Raw genomic sequence first — 16,009 nt, forward strand, 5'->3', positions numbered from 1 at the left:
ATTAGGATCAATGCAATTTATTCTTGCTGATTTAAGGGGGGCGTATGTCAAAGCAAGAAATACTTGCTGAGGTTGACTTCGGGCAGCGAATTGCGGAGGAGGAGGGGGATAACCTAGCCTCGTATTTTGTTGAAACCGATAATTGGCGGCGTGTTTTCGGCGGAGACATAGATGTGATCTATGGGCCGAAGGGTTCGGGTAAAAGTGCTCTTTACTCGCTCTTGGTCGCCAGGGCGGGTCAGTTATTAGATCGGCAGGTTGTTCTCGTTCCTGGCGAAAATCCTCGAGGAACTCCTGCTTTTAGAGACCTTATGACGGACCCTCCCGTTTCGGAAAGAGAGTTCGTGAATCTTTGGAAGCTCTACTTCCTTTCACTTTTAGTCGCAGCTTTCGACGAATATGGTATCGAGGGAGATGAGGCGACAAGATTGCGCGGCATCCTCGCTAAGGATGGATTGGTTAAAGGGAAAAGGACTTTACAGGCATTAGTGCATGTGGTCTTTGATTATGTGAAGGGCTGGGCGCGACCAAAAGAGCTTGAAGGCAACGTAAAATTAGATCCTCATACTCAGCTGCCGATTGGATTCGGTGGAAAAATTGTATTTAGCGAACCGAGTGCAAACGCAAGAGCTCAGGGCGTTGAGCCCATTGATGCGCTTTTGGCTGAGGCTAATGAAGTTCTACGGAAATACTCAAATTATAGCGTGTGGATCCTTCTTGATAGATTGGACGTCGCCTTCACTGAAAATTCCGATTTGGAAAAAAATGCTCTTCGAGCGCTTTTTCGGGTGTGCTTGGATATATTTGGATTCGGCAATATAAAAATAAAGATTTTTCTGCGCACAGACATATGGAATCGTATTACAAATGAAGGCTTTAGAGAGGCGAGTCATATTACTCGTCATGTGACAATTGCGTGGAATCGAGCGTCGCTGCTGAATTTAATTGTTAAGCGAGCGCTCCATAACGCAGCGTTGGTAAAGAATTTTGATGTCAAATATACTGACGTGATTGAGTCGGCGATAGCGCAAGATCATTTCTTTTATCGTCTCTTTCCAACTCAAGTTGATGGTGGTCCAAATAAGCCAACAACTCTTGATTGGATGCTCAGCCGAACGCGAGATGGGTCTCAAAATAATGCGCCACGCGAGCTTATTCATTTCCTCAATTCTCTAAGATCGCAGCAAATGAGGCGGCTCGAGCTTGGCGAGGCTGAGCCAGAAGGAGAGGCTCTGTTTGCCCGGTCCGTATTCAAAGAGGCATTGCCGGAAGTTTCCGAAGTAAGGTTGACTCAGACGCTTTACGCCGAGTATCCAGAGTTGCGCGGAGCCATGGAAAAACTGCGCGGTGGACGTACTTCTCAAAAGACCGATACTTTGGCAAAAGTTTGGAATATGAGCCAAGGGCATGCGTATGAGTTAGCAAATAATCTTGCAGATATTGGATTCTTTGAGAAAAGAGGGGCGAGGGACGATCCGGAATACTGGGTGCCTTTCCTCTACCGCGATGCTTTGGATATGGTCCAAGGAACAGCAGAGTAGGTGCAAGTGAAGATGCGGAGTCAGATTCTAAAGAGCGGACCGATTTCGATTACGGGGCGACGTGCGTTTTTGATGTGACTCGGTGACAAGTTGATTCTAATGGCTAATTTCTCTGCAGCTATTCAATGCGAAACAGGGGCCGGTGTGCACTTTTAGAAGGTCGATCCTGATCCTGGTTTCTATGTAATGGGACTGGGACAAAGGCTGGGAGGCAAATGAGGCAGCGTACTTTCGATGTCCTGGCGGTCGTTGGCGTCTTCGTGGCCTATACCGCCACGATCCGGCTGGCCATGGGCCTCGATCTTGCGGGCTGCCTGTTGGGCGGAGCGGCCAATACGATTCCTGTGGTGATCTTCGGGGTAGCCGTGCGCCGCATCGTGGCGCAGCGCCTGGTCGGGCGCGCTGCCGGAATCCAGCTCGTCGCCCACTTGTTGCTGTGTGCGGCGTTCACGGCGCTCTCGTATCTGTTGCTGATCGTGCTGCTTGGCCTGTTCAACGGTGCCGGTCCCGATGGTTTTGTGGTGCGTCCCTTCTCGCTCAGCGGAGCCGCCTGGCAGTCGCTGGAGAACGTGACGACCTACGCCTTGATCGCAGCGGTGTCCTACCTGCAGGTCCCGGACTGGGCTCAAATCGCGTTGCGCCGTGAGTCGGCTGGAGACGGTGCGCCCGTCGCAATCGCTGCGCCCCCGGCCAGCGCCGCGGAGGCGGGGCGCCCCGCGGTGCCGGATGCTCCCGCAGCAGAGTCCGAAGCGCGTGCCGACGGCGGCCTCTCCCGTTATTTCGTCCGGATAGGCGACGAGCTCAGGCCGCTCGACATGGATACGGTGGTGAGCATCGGCGGTGCGGACGACTACGCCGAAGTGCGTACGCAGAGCGGCAAGCACCTGGTCCGCGTGACGCTGGCGGAATTCGCCAGGTCGCTCGATCCGGCGAAATATGTCCGCGTGCATCGCTCATGGATCGTGAACACCCATCGCATCGCCAGCGCCGAGCCGGCCGGCGGCGGCCGCTTGCTGCTGCACATGGATAACGGCCAGGCCATCTCGACCAGCCGCGACGGGGCGAAGCTGCTGCGCAACCGGGTCATCTGACCATCTCGCCGTTCCCGTTCGCCGCAGCGTAGTGTCCATTCGCCGATTTTCCGGCCTTTCCTTTCCGGATCCCGCGACCATCGCGCCGTCCTGGCCTTCTGGCCCGGGACGAACCGACCTTGGCTCGAATAATCCGGAGAAAGAACGGCATGAAAGTCTTCGTCCTGCCCATCCTGCTTGCCTGGGGCCTCGTCGTCTCCGGTGCTCATGCCAGCGTGGCCCCGGCCACCGAGGCCGCGTTGCCCGGCATCGCGGCGTCACTGATCGCAAGCCATGCCTCGGCCGCGACACCGGCCGAGTTGATCGTGCTTTATCGGCTGCAGCTCGCCGCCGGACGCTATGCCGACGCCGAGGCGACCCTGGATCGCCTCGCCGCCGCCTACCGGTCCAGCGAGCCCAGGCTGGTTCCCTCGGTCGTGCCCTGGCAGACCTATGCGCGTGCGAAAGCCTACGAGGCGAACGGGAGCGAGGCTTCTGCCGCCTTGCGCCGCGCGTTTTCCGAACTCTACGGGTCCCTCCCGGACGACCAGGCCGTGGACGTCGGCCCCTGGTACGAAGTCGACCTGGATGCCGTGCGCGCCAAGGTGGCGGAGCAGGAGAAAGCCTGCGCCGGGATGCGGCTGGCGGATTGTCCTTCGGCCGCGAACCTGATTGCGGCTCGCCAGGGATTGGCCGCATGGACCTACCTGGTGCCCGCTTTGAAGCCGCTGCTTGAGGCCGACACGCAACGCCGCTTCCTGGTCGACGACCAGATCCTGATCCCGACGCCGGATGGCGCGAAGATCGCCGCGATCCTCGTGCGTCCGCGTTCCGCCCAATCGACCAGGCTGACCGCTCTGCTGAATTTCACGATCTACGCCAACGATGACTGGAGCATGGACGACGCCAAGAAAATGGCTGCCCATGGCTATGCCGGCGTGGTCGCCTATACGCGAGGCAAAGGCCGCAGTCCCGGCGCCGTGGTGCCCTACGTCCATGATGGCGACGACGCCGCAACGGTGATCGCATGGCTGGCGCGCCAGGCCTGGAGCGACGGTCGCGTCGGCATGTTCAGCGGCAGCTACAACGGCTTCACCCAATGGGCCGCCGCCAAGCACCATCCGCCGGCGCTGAAGGCGATCGCCACCCACGCCACCAATGCCCCGGGCATCGATACGCCGATGCAGGGCAACGTGTTCCAGAGCTTCATCTACTACTGGCCGTTCTACACCACGGACACCAAGGGCCTCGACGACAAGGCCTTCGACGACCGCGCCCATTGGACCGGACTCGAGCGCCAGTGGTACGTCAGCGGCAAGCCCTATCGCGACCTGGACAAGATCGACGGCAGGCCCAACCCGATCTTCGATACCTGGCTGAAGCATCCGTCCTACGACGCCTACTGGCGGCGCCTGATCCCCTATGGCCGCGAGTTCGCCGACATCGACATTCCAGTCTTCGTCGAAACCGGCTACTACGACGGCGGCATGGTGGGCGCGCTGTACTACTTCCAGCAACATCTCACGTATCGCCCGTCGGCCGACGACCGGATGCTGATCGGCCCTTACCACCACATCGCCATGCAGACCGGCGTGCTGCCCGAGGTCGATGGCTATGTCGTCGACAAGGCGGCGCTGCTCGACCTTCAGGACGTGCGGCTGAAGTGGTTCGAGCACGTGTTCCGCGGCGCACCGCTGCCCGACCTGCTCAGCGATCGGGTCAACTTCGAAGTGATGGGCGCGAACACCTGGCGGCACGTGTCCACGCTCGCCGACATGGCTGCGAGCTACCGACGCTTCTATCTCACCGGTCGTCACGAAGGCGATCGGTTGCTGTTCGATGGCGCTCCGGACAAGCAGTCCCTTCCGCCTGAGCTCGTGGTGAATTTCGCTGATCGCAGTGATGCGGATTTCAGTCCGCCAGCAGGCATGCCCGACACGCGCAACGCCCTCGTGTTCGAAACACAGAAGCTGACCAAAGCGCTGGAGATCGACGGCTTGTTTCAAGGGCGATTCGAGGTCGTCACCAACAAGCGCGACTTCGATCTGGCGGTCAACTTCTACGCGTTGACGCCCGACGGCCGATATCTCGACCTGGCCTCGTACCTCGGCCGGGCGAGCTACATGCAGGACCGCACTCAGCGGCATTTGCTGCAGCCCGGCCAGCCGAACACCCTTGCATTCCAGAGCCAGATGGTGACCGCGCGCCTGCTCCCGGCAGGAAGCCGCATCGTGGCCGTGATTGGCGTGCCCAAGACCCCCCAGACCCAGATCAATTACGGCACGGGCCGCGACGTGAGTACCGAATCGATGGCCGACGCAGGGGATCCCTTGCGGATCCGCTGGCTGGCCGGCAGCTATCTCGAACTCGGCATGCGCGGAAGCCTCGAATTCGTGCGCGGCCGCTGACGTCTTTTGTCCGCTACCGCGGCTTTGCCGGGAGAGCGGATGACAAGAGCTGTAATTGGTTTCCTGTTGCGTCCACGGCAAGCATGCGATGTGCGGGCTTGCCGTGGACTCAGAAGCGCTGCCTGGGCAGAGTTCTTTGGTTCAAGTTGAGCCGCTTCTTCGGCTTTGGGTAGCGTGCCGATCTGGAGTCCAATCGGTCATCTGAAGAAGGTTGGACGCGAAGAGGCGGTTTGCCGAGGGGCAAGTTGCGGGCACCGAATCGAGCGCATCGCGAGACCGGTCGTCGATATGCGCATCAATCTGCCTTACCTGTTTCGAATTGCGCCGCCAAGTGGCGCAGCCACTTTTCTGTCCAGGTCATTTCTCCGGATTCGAGCTCTGCAATCAATCCGTTCAGCCATTTGATCTCGGCCTTTAGCAGCACTTGCTTGTACTCATCATCCAGCAGGACCAGCCGCGGCAAACCTTTCCTGAGGCATTCTTTGGAATCGGACACGGACTCATCCAACTGCTGCTTGAGGGTCAGGCGACGTCGTTGCAATTGCACAGCCACCGCCTCGGGCGATAACGCCATCACCGTGGCCAGCGCGGCGGGGAATTCGTTGTATTCACGCCGCGGTTCGCCAAGCATGCCTTCCAGCCAAGCGTAGAACGTCTTCTTGCCCAACGGCGTAATCTCGTAAACCACGCGTTCGGGGCGACCTTCGTTCTGTTGCGTTTCGCGCACGCGTATGAGTTCTGCAGTCTGCAGTTGGGCAATCGCCTGATAGACGCTGTTGCGTTGCGCCACGTTGACTATCTTGTCCTTGCCGCGCTGCTTGATGAGCTCATGCATGCGATAGGCGTGCGAAGGGGCCTCCAAAACGAAGCCGAGAACCACCATCGCCAAAGGCGAACGTTGTCGTGGGCGAGGCTTCATGCGCGCGTCCTGATGCTTGGTCAAGGGTCATCTTGCATCCTTAGTCATTCTATGTCTATATATAGTCATATCATGACTTATGAAAAAGGATGGGCGCATGGCAGCCGTAAAACATGCACTGGTAATAGGCGGCGGCATTGCCGGCCCGGCCGTAGCACTCGCACTCGGAAAAGCCGGTATTCGTTCGACGATCTATGAGTCGTACCCCGCTGCGGCGGACGGCGTGGGCGCCGGCATGATGCTGGCGCCCAATGGCCTCGAAGCGTTGAAAATCATTGGTATCGATGCCGAGCTGCACGCAGTCAGCCGGCCGATTTCGCACATGGCCATCGCAGACAGTCGCGGAAAAGTGCTTTGCCGCTTCAGCGGCCTGGCAGGCATGCAACCCAGTCGGGTGGTGTGGCGCTCCGATCTCTACAAAGTACTCAGGAACGCAGTCGAGGCTGCCGCCATACCGATCGTCTACGGAAAGCGATTGGTTGGTGCAAGCGAGACGACCGATGGCGTATGCGTGCAATTCGCCGACGGCAGCCACGCCAGCGGCGATATCCTGATTGGAGCGGATGGCATCCGTTCCACCGTGCGCGGATTGATCGATCCGAATGCCCCAGCGCCCCAATACACGGGTCACCTGGGATTTGGCGGTGGTGCGCCGCACGGAACGGTCGAAGCGCCATCCGACACGATGACCTTTGTATTCGGCAAGCGCGCCTTTCTGGGCTACTGGCTGGATCCGAATCTGGGCATTTGCTGGTTCACCGCCCTTCCGCACGATACGCCACTGACTTCGGCAGAGGTTCGCAAGGTACCTGCCTCCCAATGGTTGAATCGTTTGCGCGATCTTTGCCAGGACGACCATCCCGCCCAAGCTCTGCTGCAACATGCCGATGCGGACCAACTTATCGCCACAGGCGCAAGTGAGATGATGCCTCCCGTTCCTCGCTGGCACAGCAAAAGAATGGTGTTGGTCGGCGACGCTGTGCACGCACCGTCATCCAGTTCCGGGCAGGGTGCTTCACTCGCGATAGAAAGCGCTATCCAGCTCGCGCGTTGCCTGCGTGACCTCCCGAGGCCTGCCCAAGCTTTTGAGCGTTACGAACAGCTACGCCGAGAGCGTGTTGAAAGAGTGGCTGCCAATGCCGCCAGGTCCAACAGCAAGAAAGCTTCTGGACCTTTGGCGAAAGCGGTGGCGCACATCCTGATGCCAATTGCACTGAAGACGTTCTTCAAGCCGGACAAGATGTTCGGCGGGCAACACAGTTACAGGATCGATTGGGCGGCGTCGGTGCTTGAGAAGCCGGCGCCGTCCGCCTCCGGCTTTCCTTGATGGGTTTGCCTGCTACAGCTGACGTTCTGCGAGGGAAATTCCCTATGGATGCAGACGCGACAACCAACGCATGCCGCGATACGAGTCCGCCACCACCCAAGCCGCGACCGTCAGCACCCAGGTCGCATACGTCTCGCCCCAGTTGAAGGCACTGATATGGCCAGCGGCAACCATGGGCAGCCAGATCAGCAGCAGGAACAGACCCATCATCAAGGCCGAGAGGGTGGCGGCCAGCCGGGCGAGCACGTTGAGGAGAATCGCCACGCCGGCGGCGAGGTAGGCGGCACCGGTCAGGTAGGCCCAGAACACCGGTACATGTAGCCAGTGGGGAATCAGCGGGGCGGTGAGGTTGAGATAGACGAAGTGCGAGAAGCCGAAGCCGATCAGTGCCAGGCCGTAGAGTACGCGTGCCATGCGCAGGCCTCGGTTGCCGACAGCGAAGCCGAGACGGCGCCGGTCTGCATCGGTGGCGAACCACGCATACAGTACCCATGCACCTGCCACAATCACTGCCATCTCGCTGCAGTATTGATACGAGCCTTCCGTGAGCGGTGCCTGGGCGATCAGCGGTAACTTGAACACCAGCAGCCACAACAGCGCATAGAAAAACAGCACGCGCGCGGCCAGCGCAGTCGAGCGTGGCCAGAATAGGCCGAGGCCGCACGCCAGCGAAACCGCGGCGCAGAGATAGGCAAGAGGTTTTGCGGCCGGCACGTGATCGAACACCGGTTGCCATATGACAGTGAATCCGCCCTCGATCAGGCCCAGGATGCCGAGGGCAATCAGGGTCGCCGCAAACACTGTATGTCCCACGCTCGCAATACGCATCGCTTGATCCTCTCAATGATGTCGTGCTGTCACCCTAATGCGCCAACTCTTCTTCCACGGCACTGAAGGCCGATTTGCCGCCGATGCGTTGGTCTGGCATGCCGGTCGCGAACCACACCACCCCGGTCCCGTTTTTGCGGTCTACCCACAGGCCGGCTTGCAGCCCATAGGCGGAGCCAGAATGCCCCACGCGTGCCACGCTGTCGCCGAACGGATCGTCGCGGCAGCCTTTTGCTGGCGTGGCCAATGTCTGCACAGCGAGGCCGTAGCGGCAGAAGAAGCCTTGGTCGACGTCGCCGCTGTCTTCCTCGTAGGTCAGGCCGTCGCCGGGGCGGTATTGCCACTCCGGGGTGATCATCGCCTGGATGGAGCTGGATTTGAGCAGGCGCTTGCCGTCGATCGTGCCATTGCCCAGCAGCAGTTCGCCGATGCGCGCCAGGCCCTTGGCGGAAATGCGCAAGCCACCCTGCGGCGAGAACAATGCACCGTTGGTGCCGGCGTGCCAGCGCTTGAGGTCGCAGCTGCCGTCGCTGGCCGGTGTCACCGGGCAGGCGGGCTTGCGGCCATGGTTGTCGTCCTTCACCGGCTTGCCACCGGCGTCGTACAGCACCACCGCACGGGCGGCGGTGGCGTCGCTGCACAACGCCCAGTTGAAGCAGGCGTCGATACCCAGCGGCCGCAGCACCAGACGCGCCATCAGTTGGTCGAAGCGCTCGCCGGTGGCGCGCTCCATGATCTGCGCCACCAGCGGAAAGTTGAGGTTGGTGTAGTGGAAGTAGCTGCCCGGCGCATGCCCGGTGTCCCAGGCGCGCGGGTCCTTGACGATGTCGCGCAGCTCGCCGCCCAACGGTGATTGCCAGTAGCCGGCGTTGTCGGTGAGGCTGGAGCGGTGCGACAGCAGCATGCGCAGGGTGATTGGCACCTGCGGAAAGGCCGGGTTGCGCAACCGCCAACCGAGCAGGCCGGATGCATCCTCATCCAGGTTCAGCTTGCCTGCCTCCACCAGGCGCATCACGCCCAGCGTGGTGACCAGCTTGGAGATGGAGGCGATGCGTACCGGGTCGTCCGCGGTGACCTCGCGACCCGCGGCCTTGTCGGCATAGCCGTGCACGCGGATGGCGGTGATGCCGTCGTGGTTGAAGGCGACACGCACCGTGGCAACGGGGTCGCCGGCCCATGCATCGGCGCTAAGCAGGAGCAACAGACAGACGATCCAGCGCGAGGCCATGATCCGCTCCGCTCGCGGCAACAGGGGCGGAACGGATTAAGGCATAGCGGGGCGGTGATGGGAATCCGCCGGCGCGCGTCTATTCCGCGCCAGCTATCGCCACGCTTATCTCACGCGCCTGCAGAACCGCTGGCGGCCGGCGCGCTCGCGGGTGCGCCAGCGGAGGCCGGTGCGCCGGTCGTGGGGTTCTTGTGCGACTTCTTGTTCTTGCGCTTCGCTGCCTTCGTCCCCTTGGTCCTTTGCTTGTCGGCCTTCGCCGCCTGCTTGGCGGCCTTGCTGGCCTGCTTGGCGGCCTGCTTCTTGGCTTTCAGGGTTTGCTTGTTGGCTTTGGCGGTTTGTTTGGCGGCTTTCCTCGCGGCCTTGGCGGCTGCCTTGGAGGCCGCGTTCGATGTCGTCGCTGGTGCAGCGGCAGCCGGGGCGGACTGGGCCTGTTGAGCCTGTTGGGTCTGCGCCAGTGCAGGAACGGAAAGAGCCACGCCCGCGGCGAGCAGGGAGGCTATTGCAAGAGTGCGGATCATGGTTATCGGTCTCGGATTTTTTGGGGATTGCCGCGGAACCGGCGCAACATGCAAGCAAGCGCGGCATGACCCGTCAACATTGCATGGGTGTCGACGTACCGTGACTGAACCGTCAATCGTGAGACCGAAGCCCTTCCCGCTACAGGTGCCGCGTCTCGGCGGGCGTTTCGTCCCAGTTGTCGTTGAGGCCGTCGTAATACGTTACGGGTGCCCGCAGCAACTCATCGACGTCGAGGCCGTCGAGGCACATGACGTTGATGTTGTAGTACTTGCTGCCGCTCATGTTGGGCATGTCGACCCATTCGAACGCCCGGATGCCGCAGTGTTTGCAGAACTGATGGTGCGCGACCGAGTTTCCGCGCCCCCGATAGTCCGTGAGATCGCTTTCGCCTGACAGCAGGCGGAATGCCTGCGGAAGGGCGTTGATCGACCACAGACGCATCTTGGTGCAGATCGTGCAGTTGCACTTGCCGGTGCCGGCGCTGACATCGAGATCCGCTTCGAAGCGGACGGCGCCGCAGTGACAGCTTCCGGTGTACGTCTTGAGCATGGGAACCCGCCGATCTTTTTTCAGAAACGTGCCAGGGATGTTTCTTGCGACAACGCGCGCTCCTTCGACGAGCCGTGTCTTGGCCGCAGAAAGCTATTGCGGGTACGACGGGCTCCGGGAGCTTGTCGTGCCCTGCAGTTCAATGCTCGCAGAGAAAGGCTATCAGGCCAGCGCGGCGCTTCGCGCTGAGCCCGCGCATGGCCGTGATCACGCTGCGCTCCTGCGGCGACAGCGTTTCGTAGCTGGAGGCTTGCTCGCCCACACCGGAGGTCGCCGGCTCGCGTCCCATCGCCAGCCAGTCCAGGCTGCAGCGGTATTCCACGGCCATCTCGATCAGTCGCGACAGTTCCGGCAGGGCGCGTCCGGCGAACCACAGTCTGGCGGTTTCACGGGCTACGCCGAAATGCGCGGCAACCGTGACCACGCGCTGGCGCCCGCCAGGCACGCCGGCTTCGTTGCAGGCGTGCTGCAGGCGGCCGGCGAAATCGACATAGGGTGCGGGACGGGGCATGCGGACCAGGACGTACAACGGGAACCCAAGTCATTCTTGCAAGCCGACCAATCACGTTTGGCAAGTTTTGCTTGTCAATACAAATTTGAATTGCTATTCTATAACCCTAGCGTGACGCCGTTGCAGACAGGGCCCGTACTGCTCTTGATCGGCACACGCGCACGAACAGCTTCGGTGACAACGCCGGTGCGGGTCGGTACGGGGAATGTCCCTGCCTGAGGGCGGGGTGGCAGCCAGCAGCGAGCCGTCCAAGCACGGTTTGCGCGAGGGAAAACAATGGAATGGCAATCGGAGAAGCCGCCTGGGCGCGGCTGGCGCGTCCGCGCGCGCCTCGAAGCAGCCGGCCCGGCACGAGCGGCCGGGTTGGGGCGGCGGCTGCTGTGTGCCGATCCGCGCCTGCAATGGGTACGACGACGAATGCCCATGGCTGGCGACCCCGTGCTGCCCATGCATGCCGAATGCCGTACCGGTCGCACCGAACGACTTTGCCTGGCTCGACTCGGGATCAACCCGGGTGCGGGCAGGGCCAACCTGGGGAAAGCAAAGGACGCAGCATGAAGACAAGCACGCTACGCAATGCCATTTCCATCGCCCTGCTCGTCGCCGCTGGCGGTGCGAGCGATTGGGCCGCAGCCCAAGACACCACGACAGAAGCAAGTGCGCAAGGCGCGGTATCGACAGTCGACACTCCGGCCAACAAGCAACCAAAAAAGGCGGCGAGCAAGACGGCGGTGCCACCGGTGACGAACCTGCAGGCCATGACGGTCACCGGCACGCGTATCCGCGGCGGCAGCACACCATCGCCGGTCATCACGATCGGCAGCGAGCAGATGCAGGACGAGGGTTTCACGGATCTCGGTGAGGTGATCCGCAGCCTGCCGCAGAACTTCTCGGGAGGACAGAACCCAGGCGTGCTCAGCGGCAACCTGGCCGGCGCAGGCAACGCCAACCAGAACCTGACGGGCGGTTCGAGCCTGAACCTGCGTGGCCTCGGCGCCGATGCAACGTTGACGTTGCTCGACGGACGCCGCATGGCCTATGGCGGCTTCACCCAGGCGGTGGATATCAGCGCGATACCGGTGGCGGCGGTGGAGCGTATCGAGATAGTCCCGGATGGTGCGTCGGCGATCTACGGTTCCGATGCGGTGGGTGGCGTGGGCAACGTGATCCTCAAGCGGGACTACGACGGTATAACTGTGGGCGCGCGCTATGGCGAAGCCACCGACGGTGGGCTGATTACGCGGGAGTACGACATCACCGCCGGCACCACCTGGCGCAGCGGCGGCCTGATCGCAACCTACAAGGACGAATCGGTCGATCCCGTCTACAGCAGCCAGCGCAGCTACACCACGCAGCTGGTCAATCCGACGACCCTGTATCCGGGTAGTGACCTGCACAGCGGCCTGCTTAGCGTCCACCAATCGCTTGGAGACTCTGCCGAATTGCGCCTGGATGCGTTGCGTACCGCGCGCGACCAACTGTTTCTGTACAACAACAGCGGTATCAACAGCCGGGCCACGCCGGACACGACGACGACCCTCGTCTCGCCCAGTCTGGAGATCTGGCTGCCGAATGACTGGACGTTGTCGCTCGCTGCGACTTCCGGTTGGGACGAGCACCACGAATATCTGGTGCAGACCGTGGTCGCCAGCGGTGTGGCGGCGATCACCGATGCCTGCTACTGCAACGAAAGCCGCAGCTACGAGCTTGGCGCGGAAGGGCCCTTGTTCGCATTGCCCGGAGGCGACGCACGGTTGGCGGCCGGCATCGGCTACCGGGAGAACACGTTCCGCGATGTCGACCACGTCAATACGGTCGACACCTTCCGCGGCAGCGAAGGCGCCCGCTATGCGTACGCGGAATTCAACCTTCCGCTGATCGGTCCCGACCAGCAGGTCCGCGGTGTCCAGCGCCTGGAGGTGACAGCTGCGGTGCGTGGCGAGGACTACAGCACTTTCGGTGGCGTGACCACGCCGAAGCTGGGCGTGATCTACGGTCCCAGTCCCGACTTCACCTTGAAGGCGTCCTGGGGCAAGTCCTTCAAAGCACCCACGCTCTTCGAGCAGGACTACGCGCAGAACGCATATCTCTTTTCGCCGCGCAGCTTCGGCGGCGTCGGCTATCCGGCCGATGCCACCGTGCTGGTTCTGGACGGCGGCAACCGGCAACTAAAGCCGGAACGAGCCTCCACGCAGTCGGCGTCGCTGGCGTTCCATCCCGAGTCGGTGCGCGAGCTGGAAGCGGAGTTGAGCTGGTTTCGCATCGACTACCACGATCGGGTGATCCAGCCGATCGCCAACTCCAGCCAGGCTTTGAGCAACGCGATCTACGCACCGTACGTCGATCTTGCACCGACGCCGCAGGTGCAGGCGCAGGTGATTGCCAGTGCGCAATCGCTCTACGACTTTGCCGGAGCACCTTATGACCCGAGCAAGGTGGCAGCGATCATCTACACGCAATACGCCAACACCGCTCAGCAGCGTATTCAGGGCATCGACCTGTCGGGATCGTATCGGCTCGAACTGGGGCAGGGTGCGTTGATCCTGCGCGGATCGACAAGCTGGCTGGACAGCACGCAGCAAACCCTTCCCACTGCGCCGGCCTATGCCTTGTCGGGCACGCTTTTCAATCCGCCGAAGGTCAGCGGACGCCTCGGCACGGACTGGAAGCGGGGAGGATTCACCGCGTCGCTCTTTGCCAACTACCGGAGCGGGGTCACCAACCGAATCGACGGCGTGAAATCCGCCTCGTTCACCACGTTCGATGCGGCGCTTCGCTATTCCGTCGGCAAGCGTGACGACGCATGGTCGGGAATGGAGTTCGCCCTGTCGCTGGACAATGCACTGGATCGCCATCCGCCGCTGTACCGCGTGGTCTCGCCTCGCTACGTGGCGCCCTACGACTCGACCAACTATTCGGCGATCGGTCGCTTCCTGAGTCTCTCCGTGTCCAAGCACTGGTGATGAGTGCCGGCTGCCGGATGCAGTCCATGTTTCCTCGTTGTCGAAGAGGGCCGATCATGTCCATGCCGAAGTGCATCGTGTGGCACCTGCTGATTGCAGGTGCCTTGCTGGCAACCTCCGCGTCCGCGTGTCATGCGTCCGCGATCTCACCCCGCCGGCTGCTGGAGGTGGCCGATATCGCTGGTCCGACGATATCGCCGGATGGCCACAGTGTGGCGTTCCGGATCGAACGCGCGTCCGTGGGGCGGAATACCTACGACACTGTCTGGTACGTACAGGGTCTGGACGATGCGTTGCCTAGACGTGTCGCGGATGGCGGCATTCCGTTGCGCGATTCGGCAGGCGGATCCTTGCCGCCCAAGGTGGTTTGGTCCCCCGACAGTCGTTGGATCTACTACCGCGCCGTGGTCGACGGAAAAATCGACATATGGCGCGCGGCAGCCGACGGCTCCAGCGCGGAACCACTGACGCATGACGCGGCTGACGTGCGCGATTTCGCCTTGGTCGATGGCGGTCATGCCCTCAGATACAGCGTCGGTGCGACGCGCGAAGAGGTGTTGGCGGCGGAGCTGGCCGAATACGACAGCGGCATCCATATCGACGATACCGTGCCGATCGGCCAGGGGCTGTTCCGCTCCGGCGACGTCGCGGGGCGCCTGGTGACACAGCGCTTCGGCAAGGTCTGGTTCGACCGCGCTCCGCTGCTCGGCGATGTGCCGGATCGCTGGATGGAGATCGACCTCGCCTCAGGAACGAAACGAGCGCTTGCAGGCCCGGATGTGCCTGCAGAGCCATCGCTGGCTCCAGGCAAGGCAGGTGTCGATGGCGATCCCTGGGAATCCGTCCGCAATCCGCAGGACGGCAGAGTGGCCTGGCTTACGCGTATCGGCGATCGTGGCGGACAACAGCAGCGTCCGGATGTCCTTCTGTCCGCGTTGCCCCGTGCACATGCGAGCCGCGCCGTTCGCTGCATCTCGGAGCTGTGCACGGGCAGGGCCATCAGCGGGATGCAGTGGCGTCCGGATCATGACGAAGTGCTGTTCACCGTCACCGATCCCCACCAAGGCCAGGCGCAGTCGATCCTTCGATGGAATGTGGCGACGGGGCAGGTACGCGTAGTCGTGGAGACCACGGGATTGGTCAACGGTGGCCGCGATCCAGCATTGAGCTGCGGCGTATCGGACGGCGCGCTGGCGTGTGTGACGGCAGAAGCCGACCAGCCGCCGCGATTGGAGAGGGTCGACCTGGAAAGTGGGGAGCGTCATGTCCTGTTCGATCCCAATGCAGCGCTCGCAAAGGACATGGCAGCGGTCGCGCCCGCACGCCTGCTGCGATGGCAGGACAAGCAAGGGCGATGGTTCGCCGGCCAGTTCTATTCGGCCCGACATGGTGGCGCTGGACCCGCTCCGCTGTTCGTCACCTATTACAGCTGCCCGGGATTTGTACGGGGCGGGGTAGGGGACGAATGGCCGCTCGCCTCGTTGGCGCAGGCCGGCATCTCGGCGCTGTGCATCAACCACCCACCGGGTTACATCATGGATGCAGTGGCGCGATATGGAGAGGGATTGGCGGCGGTTGAAAGTGCGGTTGAGCTGCTGTCCCGGGAGGGTGAGATCGACCCCTCGCGCGTGGGAATGGGCGGATTGAGCTTTGGCAGCGAGGTGACAATGTGGACGCTCAGCCAATCCAATATGCTTGCGGCTGCATCTGTCTCGACCCCGGTGCTGTCACCGTTTTACTACGTGATGGGCAGCATCAAGGGCAAAGCCTTCTTCAAAGGCCTGCGGGATCTGTGGGGGCTGAGTTCACCGAACGAGACACCGGAGCGCTGGAAGGTACTCTCGCCGGTTTTCCAAGTGGACAGGATCCACGCCCCGATCCTCTTTCAGCACTCCGAACAGGAGTACATGCTCGCGTTGGACTATGAGATTCCGTTGATCCGGAAGCACAAGGCGGATCTCTATGTGTTCCCGAACGAACCGCATCAGAAGTTCCAGCCGCGGCACAAGCTGGCTGTGTACGAAAGGAACCTCGACTGGTTTCGGTTCTGGCTGCAGGGCTACGAAGACCCGGACCCATCGAAGAAGGTGCAGTACGCCCGCTGGCGGCAGATGAAGGCGGCCATGGCGGCGCGCGCACCGTGAGC

12 protein-coding genes are annotated in these 16,009 nt (G+C 61.8%); 6 read left to right on the forward strand and 6 right to left on the reverse strand.

Annotated elements, in window-relative coordinates; translation table 11 throughout:
- Positions 1-44: 44 nt before the first annotated feature.
- The 3 genes from ISP25_RS16440 (at position 45) to ISP25_RS16450 (ending at position 5,019) form a co-directional block, all read left to right on the forward strand.
- Positions 45-1,541, forward strand: a complete 1,497-nt coding sequence (locus ISP25_RS16440) for a P-loop ATPase, Sll1717 family (RefSeq protein ID WP_404615405.1) — start codon at positions 45-47, stop codon at positions 1,539-1,541.
- Positions 1,542-1,801: 260 nt separating this feature from the next.
- A complete protein-coding gene (locus tag ISP25_RS16445) occupies positions 1,802-2,632 on the forward strand; it encodes a LytTR family DNA-binding domain-containing protein (protein WP_404615407.1) in 831 nt (276 codons plus the stop codon).
- A 149-nt stretch (positions 2,633-2,781) separates the two neighbouring features.
- A complete protein-coding gene (locus tag ISP25_RS16450; protein ID WP_404615409.1) occupies positions 2,782-5,019 on the forward strand; it encodes a CocE/NonD family hydrolase in 2,238 nt (745 codons plus the stop codon).
- Positions 5,020-5,314: 295 nt separating this feature from the next.
- Here the strand turns inward: ISP25_RS16450 and ISP25_RS16455 are convergent, their stop codons facing one another.
- A complete protein-coding gene (locus ISP25_RS16455; RefSeq protein ID WP_404615411.1) occupies positions 5,315-5,962 on the reverse strand; it encodes a PadR family transcriptional regulator in 648 nt (215 codons plus the stop codon).
- Positions 5,963-6,035: 73 nt separating this feature from the next.
- On the opposite strand from ISP25_RS16455, the gene ISP25_RS16460 reads away from it, so the two are divergent.
- Entirely contained in the window at positions 6,036-7,265 is a 1,230-nt protein-coding gene (locus ISP25_RS16460) for an FAD-dependent oxidoreductase (RefSeq protein ID WP_404615412.1), read from the forward strand.
- 42 nt (positions 7,266-7,307) lie between these two features.
- Here ISP25_RS16460 and ISP25_RS16465 read toward each other — a convergent pair whose 3' ends face one another.
- The 5 genes from ISP25_RS16465 to ISP25_RS16485 form a co-directional block, all read right to left on the reverse strand.
- On the reverse strand, positions 7,308-8,093 hold the full coding sequence (locus ISP25_RS16465) for a hypothetical protein (protein WP_404615414.1): 786 nt from the start codon (positions 8,091-8,093) through the stop codon (positions 7,308-7,310).
- A gap of 34 nt (positions 8,094-8,127) precedes the next feature.
- A complete protein-coding gene (locus ISP25_RS16470; protein ID WP_404615416.1) occupies positions 8,128-9,321 on the reverse strand; it encodes a serine hydrolase domain-containing protein in 1,194 nt (397 codons plus the stop codon).
- A gap of 110 nt (positions 9,322-9,431) precedes the next feature.
- Positions 9,432-9,839: a hypothetical protein gene (locus tag ISP25_RS16475; protein WP_404615418.1), complete on the reverse strand. Its 408-nt coding sequence runs from the start codon at positions 9,837-9,839 to the stop codon at positions 9,432-9,434.
- A 139-nt stretch (positions 9,840-9,978) separates the two neighbouring features.
- Complete coding sequence (locus ISP25_RS16480; protein ID WP_404615419.1) at positions 9,979-10,389, reverse strand: GFA family protein; 411 nt, start codon at positions 10,387-10,389, stop codon at positions 9,979-9,981.
- A gap of 139 nt (positions 10,390-10,528) precedes the next feature.
- Positions 10,529-10,900, reverse strand: coding sequence for a DNA-binding protein (locus ISP25_RS16485; protein ID WP_225578495.1), 372 nt, complete (start codon positions 10,898-10,900; stop codon positions 10,529-10,531).
- A gap of 554 nt (positions 10,901-11,454) precedes the next feature.
- On the opposite strand from ISP25_RS16485, the gene ISP25_RS16490 reads away from it, so the two are divergent.
- Both ISP25_RS16490 and ISP25_RS16495 read left to right on the forward strand, forming a co-directional pair.
- Positions 11,455-13,863, forward strand: coding sequence for a TonB-dependent receptor plug domain-containing protein (locus ISP25_RS16490; protein ID WP_404615420.1), 2,409 nt, complete (start codon positions 11,455-11,457; stop codon positions 13,861-13,863).
- A gap of 56 nt (positions 13,864-13,919) precedes the next feature.
- Entirely contained in the window at positions 13,920-16,007 is a 2,088-nt protein-coding gene (locus ISP25_RS16495; protein WP_404615422.1) for an Atxe2 family lasso peptide isopeptidase, read from the forward strand.
- Positions 16,008-16,009: the final 2 nt, after the last annotated feature.

Source organism: Rhodanobacter hydrolyticus (assembly GCF_044904645.1).